15 protein-coding genes are annotated in these 19,222 nt (G+C 72.9%); 6 read left to right on the forward strand and 9 right to left on the reverse strand.

The window, feature by feature from the left end; translation table 11 throughout:
• Positions 1–32 precede the first annotated feature (32 nt).
• Both O7600_RS01025 and O7600_RS01030 read right to left on the reverse strand, forming a co-directional pair.
• Positions 33–1,280: an ATP-grasp domain-containing protein gene (locus tag O7600_RS01025; RefSeq protein ID WP_281594044.1), complete on the reverse strand. Its 1,248-nt coding sequence runs from the start codon at positions 1,278–1,280 to the stop codon at positions 33–35.
• A gap of 2 nt (positions 1,281–1,282) precedes the next feature.
• Positions 1,283–2,536, reverse strand: a complete 1,254-nt coding sequence (locus tag O7600_RS01030) for an MFS transporter (protein WP_281591835.1) — start codon at positions 2,534–2,536, stop codon at positions 1,283–1,285.
• Between the two features lie 252 nt (positions 2,537–2,788).
• Here O7600_RS01030 and O7600_RS01035 point away from each other — a divergent pair, with 252 nt between their 5' ends.
• Genes O7600_RS01035 through O7600_RS01045 form a run of 3 tightly spaced genes read left to right on the forward strand, consistent with a single transcriptional unit; the run spans position 2,789 to position 5,928 of the window.
• Entirely contained in the window at positions 2,789–3,685 is an 897-nt protein-coding gene (locus O7600_RS01035) for a TauD/TfdA family dioxygenase (RefSeq protein ID WP_216642349.1), read from the forward strand.
• A 40-nt stretch (positions 3,686–3,725) separates the two neighbouring features.
• A complete protein-coding gene (locus O7600_RS01040; RefSeq protein WP_281591836.1) occupies positions 3,726–4,979 on the forward strand; it encodes an ATP-grasp domain-containing protein in 1,254 nt (417 codons plus the stop codon).
• Between the two features lie 4 nt (positions 4,980–4,983).
• On the forward strand, positions 4,984–5,928 hold the full coding sequence (locus O7600_RS01045) for a GNAT family N-acetyltransferase (RefSeq protein ID WP_281591837.1): 945 nt from the start codon (positions 4,984–4,986) through the stop codon (positions 5,926–5,928).
• A gap of 196 nt (positions 5,929–6,124) precedes the next feature.
• Here the strand turns inward: O7600_RS01045 and O7600_RS01050 are convergent, their stop codons facing one another.
• A complete protein-coding gene (locus O7600_RS01050; protein WP_099161414.1) occupies positions 6,125–7,036 on the reverse strand; it encodes a TauD/TfdA family dioxygenase in 912 nt (303 codons plus the stop codon).
• 271 nt (positions 7,037–7,307) lie between these two features.
• On the opposite strand from O7600_RS01050, the gene O7600_RS01055 reads away from it, so the two are divergent.
• The gene (locus O7600_RS01055; protein ID WP_281591838.1) at positions 7,308–8,585 is read left to right on the forward strand and encodes an amino acid deaminase; all 1,278 of its coding nucleotides are present in this window, start codon (positions 7,308–7,310) and stop codon (positions 8,583–8,585) included.
• A gap of 52 nt (positions 8,586–8,637) precedes the next feature.
• Here the strand turns inward: O7600_RS01055 and O7600_RS01060 are convergent, their stop codons facing one another.
• Complete coding sequence (locus O7600_RS01060) at positions 8,638–9,519, reverse strand: GNAT family N-acetyltransferase (RefSeq protein ID WP_281591839.1); 882 nt, start codon at positions 9,517–9,519, stop codon at positions 8,638–8,640.
• A 13-nt stretch (positions 9,520–9,532) separates the two neighbouring features.
• The gene (locus O7600_RS01065; protein ID WP_099161412.1) at positions 9,533–10,777 is read right to left on the reverse strand and encodes a helix-turn-helix domain-containing protein; all 1,245 of its coding nucleotides are present in this window, start codon (positions 10,775–10,777) and stop codon (positions 9,533–9,535) included.
• 362 nt (positions 10,778–11,139) lie between these two features.
• Between O7600_RS01065 and O7600_RS01070 the strand changes: the two genes are divergently transcribed.
• Both O7600_RS01070 and O7600_RS01075 read left to right on the forward strand, forming a co-directional pair.
• On the forward strand, positions 11,140–12,378 hold the full coding sequence (locus O7600_RS01070) for a fatty acid desaturase family protein (RefSeq protein WP_281591840.1): 1,239 nt from the start codon (positions 11,140–11,142) through the stop codon (positions 12,376–12,378).
• Positions 12,375–13,508 carry an aminotransferase class V-fold PLP-dependent enzyme gene (locus O7600_RS01075; protein WP_281591841.1) on the forward strand — a complete coding sequence of 378 codons (1,134 nt, stop codon included), beginning with the start codon at positions 12,375–12,377 and terminating at the stop codon, positions 13,506–13,508. The genes O7600_RS01070 and O7600_RS01075 overlap by 4 nt, the downstream gene beginning before the upstream one ends.
• A gap of 42 nt (positions 13,509–13,550) precedes the next feature.
• On the opposite strand, the gene O7600_RS01080 is transcribed toward O7600_RS01075, so the two are convergent.
• The 4 genes from O7600_RS01080 to O7600_RS01095 all read right to left on the reverse strand — a co-directional run bounded on the left by O7600_RS01080 (position 13,551) and on the right by O7600_RS01095 (position 19,213).
• Positions 13,551–14,819 carry a helix-turn-helix domain-containing protein gene (locus O7600_RS01080; protein WP_281591842.1) on the reverse strand — a complete coding sequence of 423 codons (1,269 nt, stop codon included), beginning with the start codon at positions 14,817–14,819 and terminating at the stop codon, positions 13,551–13,553.
• Positions 14,820–15,072: 253 nt separating this feature from the next.
• Positions 15,073–16,503 carry a glutamine synthetase family protein gene (locus O7600_RS01085; RefSeq protein ID WP_281591843.1) on the reverse strand — a complete coding sequence of 477 codons (1,431 nt, stop codon included), beginning with the start codon at positions 16,501–16,503 and terminating at the stop codon, positions 15,073–15,075.
• On the reverse strand, positions 16,500–17,255 hold the full coding sequence (locus O7600_RS01090) for an alpha/beta fold hydrolase (protein WP_281591844.1): 756 nt from the start codon (positions 17,253–17,255) through the stop codon (positions 16,500–16,502). The genes O7600_RS01085 and O7600_RS01090 overlap by 4 nt, the downstream gene beginning before the upstream one ends.
• Positions 17,252–19,213, reverse strand: coding sequence for a non-ribosomal peptide synthetase (locus tag O7600_RS01095; RefSeq protein WP_281591845.1), 1,962 nt, complete (start codon positions 19,211–19,213; stop codon positions 17,252–17,254). The genes O7600_RS01090 and O7600_RS01095 overlap by 4 nt, the downstream gene beginning before the upstream one ends.
• Positions 19,214–19,222 lie beyond the last annotated feature (9 nt).

Raw genomic sequence — 19,222 nt, forward strand, 5'->3', positions numbered from 1 at the left:
TGACGGCGGGTGCCCGGACCGGCGTCCGCCGGTCAGGTCGGGGGCCCGCCTCCGGCCGGGACGGTGGTGCGGGCGGGGTCGGTGACGTCGATGTGGAAGGCGGCGTCGACGGCGGCGATGCTGCGGTCGATGTCCCCGGCGGTGGCGGCACGCATGACGACGACGCCGGCGTAGGTGGAGGAGTCGACCGGGCCGCGGACGGTGTCGCCGACGTGGGTGGTGATGCTGGCGTCGACGACGCAGTCGAGGCGAAGGAGTTCGTCGCGGCTGGTGATGGCGGTGACCGTCCCGGCGGGCCGGGGCAGCATGTACTGGATCATGTGATCGTCGCGGGGCGCCCGGGCCACGTCGACACCGACGCCGGTGGCGAGGTCGAGGAAGGTCTCCCACAGGTCGACGCCGTACTGGTGGCGGATCTGGGCGGTGATCCCGCCGCCGCCGGGACGGCAGGCGATCTCGCCGATGAGGTAGCCGCTCGGGCTCTTGAGGACCTCGAGGTGGGTGACGCCGTCGTGCAGCCCGAGGGCGTCGACGACCTGGGTGTGCAGGTCGGCGATGAGGCGCGCCTCGGGGTCGTGGTCGGGCAGCGTGTACGACCCGATGACGCCGCCGACGCTGTCGAGGACGGGGGCGAAGTAGCGGGACACCGCCGCGAACCTGACCTGTCCGTCGACCACGACACCGTCGCAGTGGTATTCGGCCTCGATGTCGACCATGCGCTCGGCCATGAGCGGGAACGGCGCGGTGCGCATGGCGGCGCGGCTGTCCTCGGCGAAGACCTCCCGCAGGTGGTCGGCGTCGCGGACGACGACGACGTAGCCGGCGCCGCCGCCGCACACCCGTTTGACGACGACGGGCCAGCCGAGGTGGCGGGCGGCCTCGACCGTGTCGCCCAGGGCCTCCAGGCGTCGGAAGGCGGTGACGGGCAGGCCGGCCGCCGCCAGTTTCTGCTTCATCACGAACTTGTTCGAGAACGCGTTGGCGACTTCGTATCCGGGGCCGGGCAGGCCCAGGTACGAGCGGAGGTAGCCGCCGGCCTGGACGCTCCACTCGGAGGGCGCGACGACCCAGTCGAAGGGGTGCCGCTCGCGGATCCGCATCGCGGCGAGCCGCACGCCGGTGAGGTCGGCGACCGAGTCGACGAGTTCGACGTCGGTGCCGGGGTCGTAGAAGTGCCGGTACTTCTCGATGGTGATGACGGAGAGCCGGACGTCGGGGCGGTCCTGCAGGAGCCGGGCCCCGGTGCGGCAGTTGGAGTTGACGAGCAGCACGCCGGCCATGGTCACCGCGCCGCTTCCTGCGGCACGGCGTGCGCCATGGCCGGGGTCTCGGTGGGGACGGGCCCGGGCGCGGGCGCCGGATCCGGCGCGTTGCTGGTGCGGGTGGGCGACGTGGTCCAGATGACGACGGCGAGCACGGCGGTGACGGCGGCGGGGAGGAAGACGAGGAAGGAGCCGGTGAAGCCGACGGTGAGACCGAGCAGGAGCGACGACAGCGGCACGGTGCCGGTGATGAACGTGCGGATGACGGCGTTGACCCGGCCGGAGAGTTCGGCGGGGATCTCGGCCTGACGGTAGGCCATGGTCGTCGCGTTGACGCCGCCCTCACCGAAGCAGAGCAGGCAGAACGCGATGATGACGAGGATGGGCGAGACGAACAGCAGGCCGAGTGAGCCGAGGGCCGCGACGCCGAGCCACACGCCCACGCGCAGGTGGCGGCGGTGCGGGCCGTGGGGTGCGAGGGGGCTGACCCAGGAGCCGACGGCGGCGGCGACGGCGCCGAAGGAGACGGCGATGCCGAGGGCGCCGGGGGACCAGTTCCAGTGGTCGGTGCCGATGGTGAGGATGGTGGGCTCGACGGCGCCGGCGCCGAGGTTGTAGAGCGCGACCGCGGCGGTGAGCCGGCGCAGGTCGGGGCGGGCCCGGAAGTAGGCGATCCCGGCGCGGATCTGCTCGCGCATGGTGGGGCCGTGTTGTTCGATGGCGGTCCGCACCCTGGGCAGGAACAGGGCGGCGACGGCGGTGACGAGGAAGCTGCCGGCGTCGATGAGCAGGGCCCAGGTGACACCGGCGGCGGCGATCGTCAGGCCGGCCAGTGCCGGTCCGGCGAACCGGGCGACGAGCTGCGCGGAGTTGAACCAGCTGGCGGCCTGGTCGAGCCGCTCGCGAGGGACGAGGGCGGGGATCAGGCCGTAGTCGCCGGCGACGTCGGAGACGACCTTGGCCAGGCCCATCACGGCGAGCATGACGAAGACCAGGGCGACCTGGTGGAGCATGAGCAGCAGCGGGATCATCGCGACGGCGGCGCACTGGACGATCTCGCCGGCGATGAACAGGGTGCGCCGGTCGTGCCGGTCGATGAACGCGCCGAGGAGCGGGGCGAGCAGGAACGGTGCGGTCTGAGCGGCCATGCTCGTGACCGCGAGCAGACCGGATCCGGTGTGTTCGAGCAGTGCCCACGGCACGGCCAGGTACAGGAACGTGTTTCCGGCCATGGAGATGGCCGTCGCTCCGGTGTACAACCAGAATTTTCTCATGATCTTCCCATCGCCGTCGCGGCCGGGGTGCGGCTCTCGCTGTGTCGGGCAGGGCCGGGTCGGGGGTGACGAGCTTCGTCGTTCGGGGCGGCGCGCTGTCCGATCGTTGCCATGTTGCCATGTCTTGCCAAATCTTGGCAATGAGGTCACGATGATGGCGCGATGGAATGTTCCCCGCGCTGCCGGATCTGGCAACCCCCGGCACCTCGGAGGTCGTCCACGCGCACGATCATCCGAGAGAGAGGCAGTACCGTGGCGCAGACCCTCGTGGCCCCACCGGCCGTCACCGTCACCCGGCTCGCGGGCAACATCGGCGCCGAGATCGGGGGCGTCGACACCAGCGGACCGCTCAGCGACGACGCCGTCGCCGCGGTCCGCGCCGCCCTGCTCGCGCACAAGGTGGTCTTCCTGCGTGACCAGAAGCTCGACTACGACACCCAGCGGGCGTTCGCCGAGCGGCTCGGCGAGCTGACCCTGAGCCACCCCATCTACGCGGCGCCGGAGCGCCGTCCCGCGCTGCGGGAGATGGACTCGGCCCACGGGACCAAGGCCAACCACTGGCACACCGACCTGACGTTCATCGAGCGGCCGCCCGCCTTCTGCCTCCTGCACGCCAAGATCATTCCGCCGGTGGGTGGGGACACGATGTGGGCGAACTGCGTCACCGCCTACCAGTCCCTGCCGGAGCCGCTACGCGTCCTCGCCGACCAGCTGCGCGTCGTGCACAGCAACGACTCCGACTTCACCGACGACACCGTCGACCACCGGGACGACTACGTGGCCACCCCCTACGTCGCGGAGCACCCGGCCGTCCGGGTGCACCCGGAGACCGGTGAGCGCGCGCTGCTACTCGGCGGCTTCGCCCGCAGCGTCGTGGGGATGGCCCCGGCCGCCGGCCGCGACCTGATCCGGGTGTTGCAGGAGTACGTGACCCGGCCCGAGCAGACCGTTCGCTGGCAGTGGCGCGTCGGTGACCTGGTGATCTGGGACAACCAGGCGACCATGCACTACGCGATCTACGACTATGGCCGCGAGCGCCGGCGCGGTGAGCGACTGACGACCATCGGCCGGACGCCGGTCGGGGTCGACGGGCGGCCCAGCGTCACCCTCGCCGGCGACACCTCCGCGTACAGCGCCGGACTGCGCTGACGCCGGGGCCCACGTCCGCTGCGAAGGAAGAGGCTGCGACATGAAGAACGTGCTACTGATCAACTCGGGTCGCAAAGCCGTCGCCCGCGCCCTGCAGGAGCGGGACGACATCCGGCTGTCGGTCATCTCCATGCCCGGCTACCTCGACTGGTACGACGCGGGCACCGACCTGGAGGTCGTCGACACCATCGAGAACCTGAACCTGGTCCGTCAGGCCGCCCTGCGGATCCGGGAGCGCAACCCCTTCGACCACGTGGTCGCCCCGTCCGAGTGGAGCGTCCCGGCCGGTGGGTTCGTCCGCTCCTACTTCGGCATCCCCGGGCCGAGCTTCGACGTGGCGAACGCGTTCTCCAACAAGTTCGTGATGAAGCAGAAGGTCGCCGCGGCCGGCCTGCCGGTGGCGACGTTCCGCCGGGTGAACGCGGTCGGCCAGCTCGTCGCCGTCGGCGACGAGCTGGGCTGGCCGTACGTGCTCAAGTCCGCCTTCGGCGGCGGCTCGGAAAACGTGTTCGTGGTCCGGGACGCCGCGCACGCCCGGTCGATCATGGACGGCGAGGTCCTGGCCCGGCTCGGCGAGCTGGACAGCCCGATGCTGGCCGAGGAGTTCGTCGACATCGAGACCGAGTTCCACTGCGACGGGGTCGTGGTCGACGGGACGGCCGTGTTCGCCGCGGCCTCCCGGTACTTCGCCCCGGTCCTCGACAGCCTCGGCGGCGTGATCGGCTCGTACACCCTGCCGGACGACGACCCCGAGGGCCGGCTCATCCGCGACCTGCACGACCGGGTGGTCGCCGCGCTGGGGCTGCCCGACGGCGTCACCCATCTGGAGATCCTCAAGTCGGCGCGGGGCTACCTGGTCGGCGAGGTCGCCTGCCGGACCGCCGGCGGCGGGATCCCCCTGCAACTGGAGCACCAGTACGGCGTGGACACCACCGACGCCCTCATCGCCACGTCCATCGGCGACCCGGTCGACCTGGACGTGCCGGCCCGGTCCGACCACATGGTCCAGTACATGCTGCCCCGGCCGGTCGGCACCGTCACCGCGATCAGCACCGCCGCCGAGCTGCGGGCCGCGCCCGGGGTGGAGTACGCGGAGATCACCACGAAGGTCGGCGACCACCTGGCCGGCCCGTTGGACTCCTCGGTCTACGCCGGGATCGTGCTGATCCGGGCCGCGACCGAGGCACAGGTTTCGGAGCGGTGCGCCGAGGTGGCGCGCCGATACCGCATCGAGGTGGCCGGCACGTCGGCCGGGGAGGCAGACCTGGCCGTCCCGGCCGAGGCGAGGGGGTGAGACGGTGCGTATCAGTGACCACCACGGGCTGACCGTCGCCGAGATGGAGCCGGACGAGCTGGCGCGGCGGCCGTGGCGCGGCGACGACCGGCACATCGACGTGGTGCGCCTGCCGGACCCGCCCGCCGACCTCCTGCCCGAACTCACCGGGCTCGGCTTCGTCCACAAGCCGGAGCTGCTGTCATGGCGCGCCGAGCTGGGCCCGGGCGAGGAGGAGTTCCTGGCCGGGCTGGCCACCAAACCGCGTCAGGACATCCGTCGCGCGCGGCACCGGGCCGAGGCGGCGCTCACCCTGACCGTCCACGACACGTTGCCGGCGTCGCTGCTCGACCGGTTCCTGGACCTCTACCGCTCCCGGGTGGAGCAGATGACGTACGGGATCACCATCGCGTGCCGGTACCGGGACGCGATGCTGCACGGCCCGGACAGGTACTACGGCGTGTTCGCGATGGACGGCGAGGAGATCGCCGGCGGATGCCTGGTCCGCGAGTGCCCGGACGAGGACATGGCCCGGATCCGTTTCTCCGCCGTGACCGAGGAGTGGCGCCGGGCCAGCCTGGCCCGCACCCTCTACTTCGCGGCCATGCGGGTCGCCCGGGACAAGGGGTTCAAGTGGGTGACGTTGGGCGACGAGCCCAACCTGTACGGCCACCTGACCAAGGCGGGCCTGTTCCCGTTCAAGGTCGCGATGGGCTTCCACCCGGTGCCGTCGCAGGACAACCATGACCCGGAGGGCCGTGACCTCGCCGACCTGATCCTGACCGGCGCGCACCTGAGCGGGCCCGGGCTGATGCTCGGGTACGCCCCCGGCCGGCAGCACGAGCGGCAGCTGACCGGATACGTGATCAGTGCCGAGCCGGTGGACGTGAAGCCGCTGGCGGCGCCGTTCCTGGACGGGGTGACAGTGGTGCCTCCCGGTGAGCGGGTCGGCTCGGCTCCGGCGGCCTGAGCGGCACCCCCCCCACTCGACGATACGACGGCTCCCGGTTCCCGCCGGGAGCCGTCGCCGTGTGCGTCGACCATCCGTCATGGCCGTCCCCGCCGCGGGCGCGCGGCGGAACCGGGCCGCGACGCGGGCGTTCCCCGGTCGCGCACCGGTGGACCGGTGTGCGACCGGGGAACGGGGTCGCTCGCGCCGACGAGGGTTACATGCCCGTGCCCGCCACGAACTCGGAGGTGTTGCCCTGCAGGGTGACGGCGGGAGCGCCGTCGACACCCACCGTGGTGGGGCCGGCGACGGTGACCCGCTCACCGCGGCGGTGCTCGGTGTAGTCCCTGATCGCGTAGTGCAGGGTGGCCTGGTTGTCCCAGATCACCAGGTCGCCCTTCTGCCACTTCCACCGCACCGTGTACTCGGGCTTGGTGGCGTACTCGGTGAGGATCCGGAGCAGGTCGCGACCGGCCTGCGGGGTGTAGCCGTTGACCGCCCGAGCGAACCCGCCCAGCAGCAGGCAGCGCTCGCCGGTCTCCGGGTGCACCCGGACGGCCGGGTGCTCGGCCGCGAACCGGTTCTTGAGGTACTTGGTCCGCACGTCGCCGTCGTAGGTGGCGTCGGTGAAGTCCGAGTCGTTGGAGTGGATGACCCGCAGCCCGTCGGCCAGCGTGCGCAGTCCCTCCGGCAGGTCCCGGTACGCCGCCCCGGTGTTGGCCCAGATCGTGTCGCCGCCCACCTCGGGGCAGACCACGTTGTGCAGGAAGGCGAAGGCCGGCGGGTTGTCCATGTAGGTGAAGTCGGCGTGCCAGTAGTTCGCGCGGGTGCCCTCGCCGCGGGAGTCCATCTCCCGCAGCAGCGGCTTGCCCTCGGGGCCCCCGTAGATCGGGTGGCCCAGGGTGAGGGTGCCGAACCGCTTGCCGAACGCCACCAGCTGGTCGTAGCCCAGGTCCTGCCCGCGCAGGAAGATGACCTTGTGGGTCAGGAGGGCCTGCCGCAGCTCGCCGATCACCTCGTCGCTGAGCTGCGCCCCGGCGTCGACGCCGAGGATCTCGGCGCCGATGTTGCCCGCCACCTGCCGGATCCGGACCCGGGTCGCGGTGGGGTTCTCGATGGTCTGAGTCACTGTTCCTGCCCTTCCTCGTCGGGGCCGGTGGCGCCTGCCCGTGCCGGGCTGGGGACGGTACGTGGCGCGCCGCGGGTGGGGAGACGCACGCCCGATGCCGCCGGCCGTGGGACCCATATTGCCAACTATTGCCATCGCTGGCAATGCCGGAATCCGCAGCAGGCGCACGATGTCCCGGGTCGGCGTATCCCGAGCCGGCCACGGTGTTGGCGAGAGATTGCCATGTCTGGCAAGCTCTGGCAAAGGCAACCGTGTCGTGGGAGGGCTGGAGATGATCGATACCGAGGCCGTGGCGGCGATCCGGCAGGAGCCGATCACCTGGAGATACAAGGGACTGCCGGTGACGCTGGACGGGTGCACGGTCGCGCAGGCGGCGGAGCGCGGGCTCAACCTGTTCGAGGACGGATTCCTCGGGCCGGTGCTGGTGCTCGACGAGGCCGCCCTGAGCCACAACCTGACCACGATGGCGAAGTGGTGCGCCGACCGGGGCGTGCAGCTGGCCCCGCACGCGAAGACGACGATGGCGCCGCAGCTCTGGGCGCGCCAGATCGAGGCGGGCGCCTACGGCCTGACCGCGGCCAACACGGCCCAGCTGCGGGTGTACCGCGCGTTCGGGGTTGCCCGGGTCATCTTCGCCAACGAGTTGGTGGACCCGGCCGGGCTGCGCTGGGTCGACGAGGAACGGTCCGCCGACCCCGGTTTCGAGTTCACCTGCTTCGTCGACTCCGTCGAGGGGGTGGCCCGGATGGAGGACTCGCTGCGGCAGGTGGGCGCCGCGCCCGTGGACGTCCTGGTGGAGGTCGGCCGCACGGCGGGCCGAGCCGGGGCGCGCTCGACGGCCGAGGCGACGGCGGTGGCCCGCGCGGCCGCGGCCAGCCCGCTGCTCCGCCTGGTCGGGGTGGGTGGCTACGAGGGCGTGTTGGTCAACGATCCGTCCCCGCACAGCGTCTCGGTCGTCGACGAGTTCCTGCGCCGCATGCGGGAGCTGACCGTCGCGCTGCACCGGGAAGGGCTGTTCGAGACCGACGAGATCCTGCTCACGGCCGGGGGGAGCTGCTTCTTCGACCAGGTCGCCGACGTGTTCGCCGGCCCGTGGCCGGGCATGTCGGTGACCACCGTCCTGCGCAGCGGGTGCTACGTCACGCACGACGACGGCTTCTACCGGTGGATGTCCCCGTTCTCCCGGGGAGAGGCCGGCAACGGTTCGCTGCGACCCGCCCTGAAGCTGTGGGCGCGGGTGACCTCGCTGCCGGAGCCCGGGCTGGCGCTGCTGACCGCCGGCAAGCGGGACCTGTCGTTCGACGCCTGGCCGCCGGAGCCGCAGCTGGTCCGCGGCGCCGACGGCGAGATCCGGGAGCTGACCGACTGCACCGTCAGCGCGGTCAACGACCAGCACGCCTTCATCACGTTGGCCGCCGGGCACGGGCTCGCGGTGGGGGACTGGGTCCGGCTCGGTCTGTCCTACCCGTGCACGGCCTTCGACAAGTGGCAGCTGATCCCGGTGGTACGGGGGGAGACCGTGGTCGACTTCGTCCGGACCTACTTCTGACCACCCGGCCGGTGCGGGGCGGTGTCGACGCGTCGCCGCCCCGCCGGGCCTTCTACAGGAAGTGGCCGCTGGCCAGGTACGGCGCGGGCTCCGGCAGACCGCGCAGCGCCAGGTAGCCCTCCTGGCCGAGGTCGAGCCGGGCGGCGAGCCCGACGTCGACCGCCCAGTGGTTGGCGGTCGTGATGCAGTTGACGAGCGTCGGCCCGCGCGATCCGGCCAGCGCCTCCCACAGCAGCGCGGACGCCGTCCGCGGATCCTGCGCCGCCAGCAGCTTCGGCTGCCCGGTGTCCTCGTCGAGGTAGACGTACCCGAGCCGGCCCGGCCGCCGCGACACCACCAGCCGCAACCGTCGGAGCATGTACTCGTGGTCGGGACCGTGTCCGGCGCCGCGGCGGCTCTCGTCCAGCCGATCCATCCAACCGATGTCGTTGCCGTCCCCCTCGCTCAGTCCGGGGACCGCCGGGAGCGTGGACCGGTCCACCGTGCCCACCATCCGCATCTGCGGATACAGCAGGAAGCCCGCCAATCGGTAGCGGCGGGTGGCCCCGGGGTGCACGGTGGAGGAGAACAGGCCCGGCCGGCCGTCGGCGTGGGCGAGGACGGCGTCCATCAGCCGCCGGCCCAGCCCGTGTCCCTGGTGTCCGGGCAGCACGCCGTAGGTGGCCAGGTACCAGACCCGCCCTCGGTTCTGGGAGATCGCGAAGCCGACGAGATCCTCGCCGTCCACGGCCACCCAACAGCCACCCGGATCGGTTTCCACCAGGTACGACATCCGGTCGATCCACTGCTTGCCCACCGCGGCGGACCGGGGCTGGACCTCCGGTTCGCTCACCCGGCGGCTGAGCCGGTCGCCCTCCAGGAAGGTCACCGCCGAGGCGCGCTCGGCGGCCGGCACGTCCTCGACCCGCATCGGCCTGACCCACGGCTGCGGCACGGTTCCGTCCCTCCTAGCCGGCGCTCGCCGGCGGTCGTGTCGTCATCTCCCGCAGCCGGGCCGGAGCGGACAGCGTCTCGGCCAGGCTGCGCCAGGTCTCCGCGGCCAGCTCCAGGTTGTGCGCGGCGGTCGCGCTCTGCGCCAGCCGTTGCAGGTGCTCGATGCCGGCCTCGGTGTCGCCCTCGACGATCCTCAGGCGGCCACGCAGCACCTCGATCCGCAACTGGTCCCGGAACGACAGACGCCCGCCCGAGTCGTCGATCCGGCCGGCCAGTTCCCGGGCCTCGGCGAAGCGCCCCTCCTCGAACGCCAGGTGGGCCCGCAGGGAGAGCAGCTCCTGGTGGTGCAGCTCGGACCCGATCATCTCCACCACGGGGGCGACCTCGTCCAGGCGCGCCCGCGCCGCGGCGGCCTGGGCCGGCGTGCTCTGCAGGTAGAGGGAGGCGGCGGCGAACCGCAGGCGCATCCAGAGCTTGAGATCCTCGTGGCTGTCCAGCAGCCGTAACGCCCGTTCCAGCACCTCCTGCGAGGCGCGGTGGTCACCCTGGCGCATGCTGACCGTCGCCGACGCCCACAACGCCTCCACGTACGCCGTCCCCGGCGTGCCCTCGGTGAGGGCGCACAGCAGGTCGGCGTGCCGGCGTGCCTCGCCCAGCCGGCCCGCCTCGGCCTCGGTGGAGATCAGCACGTGCAGCGCGGCCGTCCGGTCCGGCAGCGCGAGCTCGGTGGAGAGCGTGACGGCCCGCTGGGCGTACTCGTGGGCCTGCACGTTGTCGCCCAGCACGCGCAGGCAGCGCGACATCCGGGTGCAGGTGCGCACCAGCAGCTCGGGCACGTCCAGTTCCTCGGCGAGCGCGAGCAGTTCGGTGAGCAGCGCGTACGCCGTCTCGTGCGCGCCCTCGTCGCTGCGCAACCCGGCCAGCAGCCACAGGGCCTGCCAGCGCAGCTCCGGTGCGCGTCCGTCGTCGAGCCGGAGCGCCTCGGCCACGCGGTCGGCGCTGTCGCGCGGGGTGCCCGACGTGACCGAGGCGAGCACGATCGCCAAAGACGTCGGCCTCGCCTGCGCGAGGAACGCCGACTCCTCGACGCCGAGCCGCTCCGCCAGGTAGGCCACCACGCGTGGGGTGGGTTGCCGGGCGCCGGACTCCAGTCGGGAAAGGTAGCCGGTGGAGATGTAGTTCCCGGCGAGCGCAGCCTGCGACAGCCCACGCCCCAGTCGGAGGGCCCTCAAGCGTTGACCGAACTGCGGCTGTTCCAATGTCTCATCCCTGAGGTGTGGGAGACGGTGCCATCGGCATCGTCTCCCCTCTGCCGAAACGCGGAATCACGGCAGAATGCGGACGGGTTGCGGTGTCGACAAATGCGCCCCCCGCGCCTCTTGGCTGCTTGATCGTAGTAATGGTACAGCCGCGTTGTCAATGTCAGGCAACAGCATTGTCAAACACGTTGCCATACTCTACCGTCGTCGCTGGGCGCCATCCCGCCCCCCAGTTCGCCACCCCTTTCCGCCCGCCGACTGCGGGTCCCTCGGCCAAGCCGCCGGCGCGAGTTGGGTTGACCACCGTTGGCGGCTTTTTGCCACGTGCGCACTCGGCGCGTGCCCTCTGCGAGGAGTCTCGAATGGCCTCGGCGAACCACCTCAGCCCGCCCACCGACCTCGACTTCAGCAAGTTGTCCCCGGAGATCCGACGCGAGCTGCGCCGGCTGTGCCGGCTGGACAACCACCACGGGATACTCGGCGTCCTCTTCGACTACGCGGTCATCGCGTTCGCCGTCTACCTGAGCCTGGGCGTGTCGTACTGGTTCTACCCGGTCTCCCTGGTGCTCATCGGCTCCACCCAACGCGCTCTGGTCAACCTGCTGCACGAGGCGTCGCACAAGGTGCTGGCGCGCAACCCGACCCTCAATCTCGTGCTCAGCACCGTCTTCACCGGGCACCTGGTGTTCCACATGCACAACCCCTACCGCAGCTCGCACATCGGGCTGCACCACCGCTACCTCGGGGACCGGGAGAAGGACCCGGACTACAGCTTCCACGTGGAGTGCGGCATCTACGATCCGCGCGGCTCCAACCGGGCCTTCTTCCTGCGCAACATCCTGTTCGCGGTGCTCGGCCTGCGCACGCTCGAGTACGTCCGGTACGTGGTGGAGGACCGGCTGCTGTTCCGCGAGGACCAGGTGGCCGTCTCGATGCCGATGAGCCTGCGGGCCGAACGCTGGCTGCTGCTCGGCGTCTGGACGGCGCTGCTCACCCCGATCGTGTCCGGCGGCTATCTGCTCGAATTCTTCCTGTTCTGGATCGTGCCGCTGTTCACGACCGCGGTCGCCATCGGCTGGCTGTCCGAACTGGCCGAGCACTTCCCGTTGCCGGAGAGCGAGAGCCGGCAGATCCTGATGACCCGCAACCGGCACGGCTGGGCGGTCGAACGGTTCCTGCTGGGGCGGCACAACGACAACTACCACCTGGTCCACCACCTCAACACCGGGGTGCCCTTCTGGAACATGAAGAAGGCACACCGCATCCTGCTCGGCGATCCGGCCTACGCGCTGTGGGACGGGCTGTGGGCCGGCATCCTGACCCGCCCGCCCGGCCGCCGGGACAAGGAGACCCTGATCAGTTACGCGGCCAAGTACCGGCAGTGGCGCCGGGACGGCGGCGTGCCCGGCGATCCGGGGCAGCGCAGCTTCGCCGAGATCGTCGCCCTCGGCCGGACGGCGCCGGAGACGCGGACCGCGCCGTACCGGGCCGACCCGCCGCGGGCGGAGCTGGCCTCCGTCCTGGCGTCGTCCACCGCGACGCGGCCCACCCCACCGCGACAGCCGGCGGACACGCCGACGCCGGCCCGGGCGCGGCGATGACGGCGGGCGCGATCCACCTCAACACCGCCGGAGCGGGCCTGCCGGCCCCCGGCGTCACCGCCGCGATGACCGGCTACCTCGACGCGGAGGCCGCGGTCGGGCCGTACGAGGCCGAACAGGCACGCGCCGCCGACCTCACCGACCGGGTGTACGCCGCGCTCGCCGCCCTCGTCGGCGCCCGCCCGGAGCACATCGCCCTGTTCGCCAGTGCCACCGACGCCTGGTGCCGGATCGCGTGTCACCTCCACGTCGCCGAGGGCAGCCGGATCTGGACCACCCCGTACGAGTACGCGGGCAACCTCATCGCCCTGCAGCGGCTCGCCGCCCGGCGCGGCTGCACGCTGGAGGTGATCCCGGTGGGCGACGCCGGGGACGTGGACCTGGAGTGGATGCGCGCGCGTCTCGACGACCGGGTGGCGCTGGTCTCGGTGGTCCACATGCCGTCGGCGGTCGGCCTGATCCAACCGGTCGAGCGGATCGGCGCGTTGCTCGCCGGCTCGTCGGCGGTCTACCTGGTGGACGCGTGCCAGACGATCGGTCAGATCCCCGTCGACGTCGGCGCGATCGGCTGCCACGCCCTGACGGCGGCCGGCCGCAAGTTCCTCCGCGGCCCGCGCGGCACCGGGTTCGCCTACCTGCGCCCCGACCTGTGGGACCGGATCGATCCGGTCTTCTACGACCTGCACGTCGCGCAGGCGGTCTCGCTGCACGAGCACCGGCTGGACGTGGACACGGCGGCCCGGTTCGAGACCGCCGAGCGTGGCAACGCCGCGGTGCTCGGTCTGCTCGCCGCTGCCGAGTACGCCCGCACCGCACCGGCGCCGGCGGCCGAGGTCTACCCGGCGCTCACCGCCACGATCAAACAGACGCCGGGAACCCGGCTGCTGATGCCGGGCAGCCGGCACGGCGGCATCGCGTCGTTCACCCACGACCGGCTGCCGCCGGAGCGGATCCGTGACGCCCTGGCCGAGGACGGGCTCAACGCGTGGGTCGGTGTCGGCGCGCACACCCCGCTCTACCTGGCCGCGGCCGGGATCGAGCGGTTCGTGCGCACGTCGGTGCACCACTACAACGGCGTCGCCGACATCGAGGCGCTCGGTCGCTCGCTCCGGCGAGTCTGCGCCGCCTGACGCGGCGCGGCACCGGTCGTGCGAGCCGCCGTCGGGCGGGGCTCAGCCGGTGGGGGCCCGGCCGGCGAGGGCCGGATCCCCACCGTACGGCCGGGCGAGGGTCTCCGCGAGGCTGCGCCACAGCTCCGCGGCGAGTTCGACGTTGTGGGCCTGCTCGGCCTGGCGGGCGACGTCCTGCAGCGCCCGGATGCCGCCGTCGGCGTCGCCGCCCAGGATGGCCAGCCGCGCCTGTAGGGCGGCGAGCTTGAGCCGGTCGCGGAACGACAGCAGGGAGCGCCGGTCGGCTGCCGCGTCGCAGATGGCGCGGGCGTCGTCGAGCCGTCCCTCGGCGAACGCCAGGTGCGCCCGCAGGCTCTGGTGCTCCTGGTGATGGCGCTCGGTGCCGATCAGTCGCAGCACCGGCTCCACCGTGTCCAGCACGGCCCGGGCCTGCTCCGGCTGCGCCGGGGTGGTCTGCAGGTAGAGCGAGGCGGCGGCCAGGTGCAGGCGGATCCACAGGTGCAGGTCCTGCCGGCTGTTCGCGCCGGAGAGCGCCTCCTCCAACCGGACGATGGCGCCGGCGTGGTCACCCTGGCGGGTGCGGACCGTCGCCGCCGCCCACAGCGCCTCCACGTGCAGCGTCCCGCCGGCCGGCTCGGTGAGGCGGCACAACTCGTCGGCGTGGGTCCGGGCCTCGTCGAGCCGGCCCGCCTCGGCCAGCGCCGAGACCAGGGCCTGCAGCGTCGCCGCCCGGTCGGTCAGGGACAACTCGCCGGCGACGTCGTACGCCCGTTGCGCGTACTCCCGGGCGCCGGCGGTGTCACCGAGGGTCCGCAGGCAGCGGGACAGCTGGGTCTGCGCGCGGGCCAGGAGCGACGCGACGCCGAGCTGCCCGCTCAGCTCGACCAGTTCCTCGAGCAGGTGGCGCTGTTCGTCGCGCTCGCCCTCGTCGCCGCGGATCTCGGCGAGCAGCCAGAGCGCCTGCCACCGCTGGGCCGGGTCGCGTTGGCCGTCCGCCCGCAGCGCCTCGGCCAGCGGTTCGGCGGCGCGGTCGTGGCCGCTGGCGGAGATCACCGTGGCCAGGACCTGGGTGAACGGGGACGCCTCGACGGCGTCTACCGGGTCGGCGCTCGGATCTTCCAGGACCGAGACCGGCACGCCGAGGCGCTGCGCGAGATAGGCCACCACCCGGGGGGTCGGCCGTCGGGCGCCGGACTCGAGCCGGGAGAGATAGCCGGTGGAGATGGCGCCCTCGGCCAGCGCCGCCTGGGACAGGCCACGCTTCTCGCGCAGCGCGCGAAGCCGGGATCCGAACTCGGACTGCTGCAGCATTCCCACTCCCAAGGCCAAGATCACCGACAACCGACACGGAACTCCGAGAGGTGTGGCCGCCGGTGATGGTCGGCTCGGCATTGCCATCGCCGGTTTATGGCTGTAAAGGAGTATAGCCACCCTGACCGGGCACCGGGTAAGGGTGTCGGCACAGTCGTTGCCAGCGGGTTGCCGACTCCCTCGGTCCCGCCGGACGGTGGGAGCCGGCGAGGGGGTTGCCGACGCCTTGCCGCGTCGGCAACCCCCTCCGGAGTCAGAAGCGAGTGTGGTAGACGGCGTAGGCCTCCGACTCGGGCAGCGCCGCCAGGTCCCGGACGTCGGCCCGCTTGATCGCGGTGTAGAGCTCCCGGCGGGGCGAGCCCAGCACGGACATCAGCAGATCGTCACGTTCCAGCGCGTCGACCGCCTCGGCCAGGCTGCCGGGCAGGGTGGTGACCCCCCGGCGGCGCAACTCCGCGTCGGACAAAGTGTTCGGGTCGACGGTCAGCGGTGGGCCCGGATCGAGCCGCCGTCGCACGCCGTCCAGACCGGCGTGGATGACGGCGCCCAGCGCCAGGTACGGGTTGGCGGTGCCGTCGCACGGCTTGATCTCGACGTTGGTGGTGCCCGACTCGTCACCGCCCAGCACCGACGGGACCCGCACCGCGGCCTCGCGGTTGTCGAAGCCGTAACACCCGTAGGCGCCGGCCCACTTGCCCCGCATCAGCCGGGTGTAGCTGTTCACGCCGGCGCACAGCAGGGCGCTGAGCCCGGGTAGGTGCGCCAGCACCCCGGCGATGAAGTGGTGCGCGACGTCCGACAGCCCGCCACCGGGCGCGGCGAACGCGTTGCCGTCACGCCAGAGCGACACGTGCAGGTGGTTGCCGTTGCCGCGCAGGCCGGCCAGCGGCACCGGGGCGAAGGTGGCGTGCAGACCCCGCCGCCGGGCCAGCCCGCGGGTGATCATCCGCTGCCACACGTGGTTGTCGGCGGCCCGTAGCGCCGGCGCGGGCCGGACCGTGACCTCGTGCTGGCCCGGTGAGGTCTCCGGGTGGTACTGCTCCACCGCCACCCCGGCCGAGCGCAGCGCCCGGACCAGCGCGATCACGTAGTCGTTGGTGACGTCGAACGCCTCGTTGTCCAGGGTGAGCCCGTCGTCCAGCGGCGCCCCGTCGCGCAGGAGCGTGAACTCCGGCTCGAACGCGGCCACGACGGCGTATCCCTCCCGGCCGGCGTCCGCCACGGCGTCGCGGAGGAACGCCCGCGGACACGCGCCCCACGGCGTTCCGTCCCTGGTGAGCAGGTCACCGAGAAGCGCCGCCGAGCCCGGCGCGTGCGGTAGCAGCGCCAGGGTGCCCGGGTCGCCGGCGATGCGCACCTCGTCCATGACCGCGAAGCCGGGCACCGGTTGGGCCTGGTCCAGCAGGCTGGCCGCCTGCCGGCCGACGGACAGCGGCACCCCGGACCGCAGCCGCCCGGGCAGCGACTCCCGGGACACGCCCTTGCCGCGGACGATTCCGTTGTGGTCCACCCACAGGAAGCGGACGATCTCCACGTCGTGCCGTTCGACCAGTTCCAGGACGTCCGCCGCGCGGGCCGGGGCCGGCCGTCGCGACGGTTCGCCGGCGGGGCCGGGCAGGGCTCCGCCGGAGTCGCCGCCGGGGCCGGCGGCCAGCGGCGTCGGCGCGGCGGTCACGGACGTCACGGCCCGCTCCGCGCCGGCACCGGCAGGCAGTCGCCGAGCAGCCCCAGCGGCGGCTCGTCCACCAGGTAGAAGTGGTCGCCGCGGACGCCGTGCTCCCGCACTGGCCCGCTGGTCAGTGTCGACCACGGGCGGCGGTCGGCGTCGTCGTCGACGTCGCCCACGATCGTCGTCACCGGGCACCGCAGCACCGGTCCCGGGCCCGGCCTGTACGCGTGGAACATCCGGCCGTCGGCGCGGACGTACGGCAGGACCAGTTCCTGGAACTCGGGGTCGGCGGCCAGCTCCGGGTCGGTGCCACCGAGCGTCAGCAGGCGCTCCACCACCGCCGCGTCGTTCAGGTCGTCCGGGTCCGACAGCTCCTCCGGCTCCGGGTAGGGCGCGTCGCGCGATCCCGACGCGAACAGGTGCAGCGGTTCGACCCCGCGCTCCTGCAACGCGACCGCGGTCTCCAGGGCGACGGCCGCGCCCATGCTGTGGCCGAACAGGATCAGCGGGCGGTCCGCCAGCGGCATCAGGGCGTCGGTGATCTGCGCCGCGAGCCGGCGCAGGTCGGCGGGGGGCGGTTCGGCGATCCGGTGCGCGCGCCCCGGATAGCAGACCGCGTGCACCTCGACGCCGGGCAGACGCCCGCCCCAGGGATGGAACATGGCGGCGGAACCGCCGGCGTGCGGGAAACACACCAGGCGTGCCTCGGGATCGTCGAGCGTCAGCGGGCACCGCAGCCAGCGGGCGGTGTCGGGGGTCGTCGTCACAGCGCCTCCTGGGGGGTGAGCCCGGCACGACGGGCACGCAGGGCCCGCGCCCGCTGGGCGCGGGCGACGCGGCCGTCCCCGTCGTCCGCGTCGGCGGCGTCCGGGTCACCGCCGTCGCGCAGCAGCGCCACCTGCGCCGCCACCGTGGTGTGCTGGAACAGGGCGACCACCGACAGCCGACGCCCGGTGCGCCGCTCCAGCGTCTCCCGGAGCCGGAACATCGCCAGCGAATGACCGCCCAGGTCGAAGAAGTTCACGTCGTCGGGGACGTCGTCACGTTGCAGAACCTCCGTCCACGCCGCGCTGACCTGGGCCGCCAGACCGGCCGGGTCCGTCGTGCCCGGCCCGGCCGACACCACCGCGTCGTCGGTCGGCGGACCGGCGTCGGCCCGGCCCCGCAGGGCGTCCCGATCGGTCTTGCCGTTCGGGGTGCGCGGGAAGCGGTCCAGGACCACGATGCGGCTCGGCACCATGACCGCGGGCACCCGGTCGGCCAACTGCCGTCGCAGCGCGTCCGGAGCGGGCCCGCAGGGGGCGAGGACGAAGCCGACCAGCTCGGTGTCACCGGCGGTGGGCACGACCACGGCCTCCCGCACGCCGGGCAGCGCGCACAGCTTCGCCTCGACGGCCGCAAGCTCGATCCGGTGACCGCGCACCTTGACCTGGTGGTCCCGGCGACCGAGGAACTCCAGGGTGCCCGCACGGGTCCACCGGCACAGGTCACCGGTGCGGTACATGCGCTCGCCCGGGGTGGTCACGAACGGATCGTCGTGGAACGCCCGGGCGGTCGCGTCGGGCCGCCCGTGGTAGCCGCGCGCCACGCCGGCGCCGGCCACGTACAGCTCGCCCGGCTCGCCGACCGGCACCGGGCGCAGCCGCTCGTCCAGCACGTACGCCCGCGCGCCCGGGATCGGTCGGCCGATCGTCACCGGGGCCGGCGCGGTGAACCGGTGGTAGGTGGACCACACGGTCGCCTCCGTCGGGCCGTACTCGTTCACCAGCTCGCAGCGGCCCGCGGTCGCGGCGAAGTGCCGCTCGACCAGCTCCTGCGGCAGGGCCTCACCGGCCACGATCGCGGTCCGCAGCGATCCGAGGCGGTCCGCGCCGGCACGCGCGGCGGCGTCGAGCAGATAGCTGTACAGCGACGGGATGCACAACAGGTGGGTGGCCCGGTGGTCGTCGATCAGCGTCACCAGCTGCTCCGGGTCGCGCACCTGCGCGCCCGTGGCCACGATCAGGCAACCGCCCGCGGTGAGCGTGCCCCACAGCCCGGCCACCGAGGAGTCGAAACTGAGCGGCGACACCAGCAGGAACGTCGGCTCGCCCGGGTAGACCAGTCGCCGGGCCCGGGTGGACGCGGCCAGCTGCCCGTGCTCGACCACCACGCCCTTGGGCTCGCCGGTGCTGCCCGAGGTGTAGATCAGGTACGCCGGGTCGGTGAGCAGCACCGGGACGTCGACCGGCGTCTCGGTGCCGTCGGTGGCGTCCTCGGGCGGCGCGGTCGGCACCAGCGGCAGGCCGGTGCCGGTCAGCCGGGCCCGGGTGTCCTCGTCGACCAGAGCCGCGGTGACCTGGGCGTCGGCGAGGATCTCGGCCAGCCGCTGGTCGGGCTGCCCGGGGTCGAGAGGCACGTAGGCGGCGCCGCAGCGCAGCACGGCGAGGACGGCGGCGACCGTGGCCGTGGAGGCTTCGGCGAGGACCGCCACCCGGTCCCCGCGGCGTACCCCGGCGCGCGTCAGCGTGGCGGCGATCCGCGAGCTTCCGGCGACGAGTTCGGCGTAGGTCATCTCGTCGGCGCCGCAGCGTACCGCCGGGCGGAACGGTGCGCGTGCGGCGACCGCGGTCACCAGGTCCGGCACCGGCGTCAGCGGACGGTCCGGCAGGGGGTGACCGAGGTGCGCCGGACCCGGCAGGTCGGCCGGGGTGCCCGACCGGGGGGCCATCGACAGCGTCGTCATGGACTAGCT

Source organism: Micromonospora sp. WMMA1998, from assembly GCF_027497375.1.
GTDB classification, from domain to species: Bacteria; Actinomycetota; Actinomycetes; order Mycobacteriales; family Micromonosporaceae; genus Micromonospora; species Micromonospora sediminicola.

What these genes read in the sequence shown, in the direction of transcription:
- O7600_RS01075 (WP_281591841.1), top strand. Translation starts at nt 12,375, where the DNA reads ATGACGGCGGGCGCGATCCACCTCAACACCGCCGGAGCGGGCCTGCCG.
- O7600_RS01025 (WP_281594044.1), bottom strand. Translation starts at nt 1,280, where the DNA reads ATGGCCGGCGTGCTGCTCGTCAACTCCAACTGCCGCACCGGGGCCCGG.
- O7600_RS01030 (WP_281591835.1), bottom strand. Translation starts at nt 2,536, where the DNA reads ATGAGAAAATTCTGGTTGTACACCGGAGCGACGGCCATCTCCATGGCC.
- O7600_RS01080 (WP_281591842.1), bottom strand. Translation starts at nt 14,819, where the DNA reads ATGCTGCAGCAGTCCGAGTTCGGATCCCGGCTTCGCGCGCTGCGCGAG.
- O7600_RS01070 (WP_281591840.1), top strand. Translation starts at nt 11,140, where the DNA reads ATGGCCTCGGCGAACCACCTCAGCCCGCCCACCGACCTCGACTTCAGC.
- O7600_RS01040 (WP_281591836.1), top strand. Translation starts at nt 3,726, where the DNA reads ATGAAGAACGTGCTACTGATCAACTCGGGTCGCAAAGCCGTCGCCCGC.
- O7600_RS01095 (WP_281591845.1), bottom strand. Translation starts at nt 19,213, where the DNA reads ATGACGACGCTGTCGATGGCCCCCCGGTCGGGCACCCCGGCCGACCTG.
- O7600_RS01055 (WP_281591838.1), top strand. Translation starts at nt 7,308, where the DNA reads ATGATCGATACCGAGGCCGTGGCGGCGATCCGGCAGGAGCCGATCACC.